Raw genomic sequence first — 683 nt, 5'->3', positions numbered from 1 at the left:
TGTTCAAGGGCGAGGCGATCTCGCGGCTCTCCGGTGCCGGGTTGAAGGCGGTGCGGCGGAACATCCAGATGGTGTTCCAGGACCCGTACACGTCGTTGAACCCGCGGATGACGGTGGGCGACATCATCGGGGAGCCGTTCGAGATCCATCCGGAGGTGGCGCCGAAGGGCGACCGGCGCAAGGCGGTTCAGGACCTGCTGGACGTGGTGGGTCTCAACCCGGAGTACATCAACCGGTATCCGCACCAGTTCTCGGGCGGTCAGCGCCAGCGCATCGGTATCGCGCGCGGGTTGGCGCTGAAGCCGGAGATCATCATCTGTGACGAGCCGGTCTCCGCGCTGGACGTGTCGGTGCAGGCGCAGGTGATCAACCTGCTGGAGAAGCTGCAGGGCGAGTTCGACCTCTCCTACATGTTCATCGCGCACGACCTCTCCATCGTCCGGCACATCTCGGACCGGGTCGGGGTGATGTACCTGGGCAAGATGGTCGAGATCGGCACCGACGAGGAGATCTACGAGCACGCCACCCATCCGTACACCCAGGCGCTGCTGTCGGCGGTGCCGGTGCCGGACCCGACCGGCCGCGACGGGCGTGAGCGGATCATCCTGTCCGGGGACATCCCCTCGCCGGCCAACCCGCCCTCGGGCTGCCGCTTCCGCACCCGCTGCTGGAAGGCCGAGGAG

Annotated in this window: 1 protein-coding gene; it reads left to right on the top strand. The window is 67.1% G+C overall.

The features are described from left to right. Positions 1-683, top strand: a 683-nt coding sequence (locus ABD369_RS40820) for an ABC transporter ATP-binding protein (protein WP_344641693.1), incomplete at both ends; no start/stop codon positions are given.

The sequence above is a fragment of the Kitasatospora cystarginea genome, assembly GCF_039533515.1.
Classification (GTDB): domain Bacteria; phylum Actinomycetota; class Actinomycetes; order Streptomycetales; family Streptomycetaceae; genus Kitasatospora; species Kitasatospora cystarginea.
The sequence above is the reverse complement of the archived record's forward strand: the minus strand, read 5'-3'. Positions and strand labels throughout refer to the sequence as shown.